We start from the raw sequence: 2973 nt of genomic DNA on the forward strand, positions 1-2973 counted from the left end.
TGACGAAGCTTGCGCTTCATTCAAACATTGTAAAACTTTTTTTGCCTCATCGTTCAGTTTTCAAAGTTCGTCTGTCGCTCTTGGCGACTTCATTAATTTATCACGTCGTCTATCTCCGCGTCAACAACTTTTTTCACAAATTGTTTTACTGAAATAATCTTTCGCCGTGACAACGTTTATAACTATAATCTCTATTTACCACTTCGTCAATAGAAATATTACAAAAAAATAAAAAAGGTTGAGCCCCGTCATGAGGCCCAACGCTTCAATCTTTCGCTAGCGGCACATAGCCCGTCCGCTCCACCAATGCCTGCCCTTCTTCAGATGTCATCCAATCTAAAAACGGCTTATGCGTTTCATAGTTCTCTTCTGTCGTGATGGCATAAAATTCAGAAGTGATCGGATACGTCCCGTCAGCGATGGTTTCTACCGTTGGAGCGATTCCATTCACTTGAAGTAATTTAATGTCGTGATCTTCGACCATCTCGGTCGCATAGAAGCGGAAAGAGAACCCAATCGCATTTTTATGATTTGTGTATGCGGCCGTCTGTTCGATAATACCGCCCATACCTTCCGGGACATCTTCAACGGGTGCAGCCATTAATTTACGATCACCCATCACCCGCTGCAAGGCCGTCTGGCTCCCGCTTCCTTCTGGACGTTGGAAGGCTCGAATCGGATCATTCTCGCCTCCGACCTCACTCCAATTATCGATGTCTCCGGCATACACTTGTTGAATCTCGTCTAATTTAAGCGAGTCAACTAGATTGTCTTCATGTACAAAGAAGACAAACGCTTCGCGCCCGATTGGTGTCATGTTGAACTCCACACCTGCCTTCTTAGCCGCGGCCACTTGAAGATCTGATGGTCCGGCGACAAAGATGATGTCCGTTTTCCCTTGAATCAACCGATCATACGCTTCTCCCGTCGTCGTCGAGACGACAGGACTCTCCTCCGTACTATACGGATTATATTCGTTAGAAGGATAAACCGCTTCGACAAAAGACGCATACAGTGGATAGAGTGCCGTAGCACCATCGAGGCGTGGGAGATTTGAATCGATTTTAAACGAAGATGGCGCATCGAGCTTAGCTAAATCGGACTCTTCTTCAAACGGTTGATAGTCAAACAACTCAACACCGCGTTCTTCAATCCGCAAACCTTCTGTATACACGTAGTACCCTTTCACTGAACCGAAGAACACGACTCCAATCACGGTTCCAATCAATCCGACTCGTTTGAGTTGCCCCTTCGTTAACGACGAGAAGTCATATAGCGCCATAATGAGAATTAATAAAGCGGCAACGTACCAAATTGTCCAAAGGATCGGGCGTCCTCCTGCAATCGGATTGCCCATCGTAAAGAGTGCTGTAAAGACCGATATGACTGCGGTCACAAGCACAATCAACACACTACCGAATATAAACTTAACGATTTTCATCTGATTCAACTACTCCATTCGCTTCTATATAGTTAGGCGATCTCATAGGCGATGGCTTCGACCCCAACACCTTTTGTCGGTCGCGCGACCGAACGGACATATCCTTTGCGGACAAGGAACCCGACGATGCTACCTAGGTCGACTTTCAATGCTTGCAAGTTTGGGTGTTCCATTAATTCCGAGAACGCCCACGGTTCGTCGCGTTGTTGCATCGTTTGCAGTAGCAGAAGCGTGCCCGGCAACACTTTTGATTGAATCAAATGTTCCATTCCGATAATCACCAAGTGAATCCGTTGTTCAAGCGACTCTTGTCCGCTCACGAGTTCCTCGTGGAGTTTATATATTTCTAAATCGAGTGTGCGTACTTGTTTCCATAATACGATTTCAGGATGAATCTCGGCCTCTAAGACCGATAATCTGGCCAAATGAGTCAAGGCATGATGAATTTGGGTGAAGGCGTCTTGGTGTTCCTCTTGCAAAAATAAGCTTCGGCCGTCTTCAAAGCGTCGCAGCAATTTCGCAAAAGCAAGCGATAGTTGCAGACGTTGCTCATCGTTTGAGAAATTACGAAGACGTTGTCGCAAGTCTAATAAAAACGTATTTCGTTCAAACAACACCATTCCATCTTCAATCCAGTGGATGGCCCGGCGATTCTCGTTCATCAAAATCCAGCGGTCCATCATCGAATCACTCACCAAATGGAGAATGATTTTTTCTTGTCCGACCTGATAGTGTTTCACTGTCCAGAACGGTTCTTCTTTGGCTTCAATCACAATCAACAACCGGTCCGATTGGTCTGTCAACGGATCGCGTGGTCGTTTCTTCTTCACTTCGATGATGCCAAGCGTCGTCTTCAAGGCTGCATATTCCGAATAGATTGTGCGTGTGGCATACTCCATAGTCACCTTGATACCTTCTTTCTATATGATGAACTTCAAACGTCCACCCAATAATCTGATACGAAAATGATTCGCCTTCTTTTAAAATTCTCCTGCCAACGATTGTATGAACTTCTCACGGTCGAGCAGATGAGCTATAGTAAAGACAGACATGGAGGGATTACGAAATGAAAAAACGGGGGAATAAAATCAACCGCGCTCGAAACCTTGCGTTGTTGCTCGTCTTTGCGGGAATCGGGGTCATGTATCTCGGCCTGTTGGCGAAAAGCATCACATGGCTGATGATTATTTTCATGTTGCTCGGCTTCGTGATGGTGTTATCGAGTTCAGCACTCTACTTTATTATTGGGATGGCATCCACGAAAGCCATCGTCGTCACTTGTCCGAATTGTGAGAAACAGACAAAGATGCTCGGTCGGGTCGACTTATGTATGCATTGCGACGAACCGCTCACGATCGACCAATCGCTCGAAGGTAAAGAGTTCGACGAAAAATATAACAAACGCCAATCACATTCACACGAATAAAAAAACATCCTCAGGCAGTGGGCTAACCTAAATTTTTGAGACAATATAAAAACACCTTCGCAGTGGTACACTTTAAAAAAGTGCTAGCATCGGAGGTGTTTTTGCG

The 2973-nt window shown here is 45.4% G+C and carries 3 protein-coding genes; 1 reads left to right on the forward strand and 2 read right to left on the reverse strand.

What is annotated here, in order from left to right; genetic code table 11:
- Positions 1-265: 265 nt before the first annotated feature.
- Positions 266-1441, reverse strand: a complete 1176-nt coding sequence (locus KNP67_RS15145; protein ID WP_029596000.1) for a PstS family phosphate ABC transporter substrate-binding protein — start codon at positions 1439-1441, stop codon at positions 266-268.
- A 32-nt stretch (positions 1442-1473) separates the two neighbouring features.
- The gene (locus KNP67_RS15150; protein ID WP_214756968.1) at positions 1474-2340 is read right to left on the reverse strand and encodes a nucleotidyltransferase-like protein; all 867 of its coding nucleotides are present in this window, start codon (positions 2338-2340) and stop codon (positions 1474-1476) included.
- A gap of 167 nt (positions 2341-2507) precedes the next feature.
- On the opposite strand from KNP67_RS15150, the gene KNP67_RS15155 reads away from it, so the two are divergent.
- Positions 2508-2867 (forward strand): YgzB family protein, encoded by a 360-nt coding sequence (locus KNP67_RS15155; RefSeq protein WP_021067733.1) that lies wholly within the window; start codon positions 2508-2510, stop codon positions 2865-2867.
- The last annotated feature ends 106 nt before the right edge of the window (positions 2868-2973 follow it).

Source organism: Exiguobacterium sp. s157, from assembly GCF_018618205.1.
Lineage (GTDB): Bacteria > Bacillota > Bacilli > Exiguobacteriales > Exiguobacteriaceae > Exiguobacterium > Exiguobacterium chiriqhucha.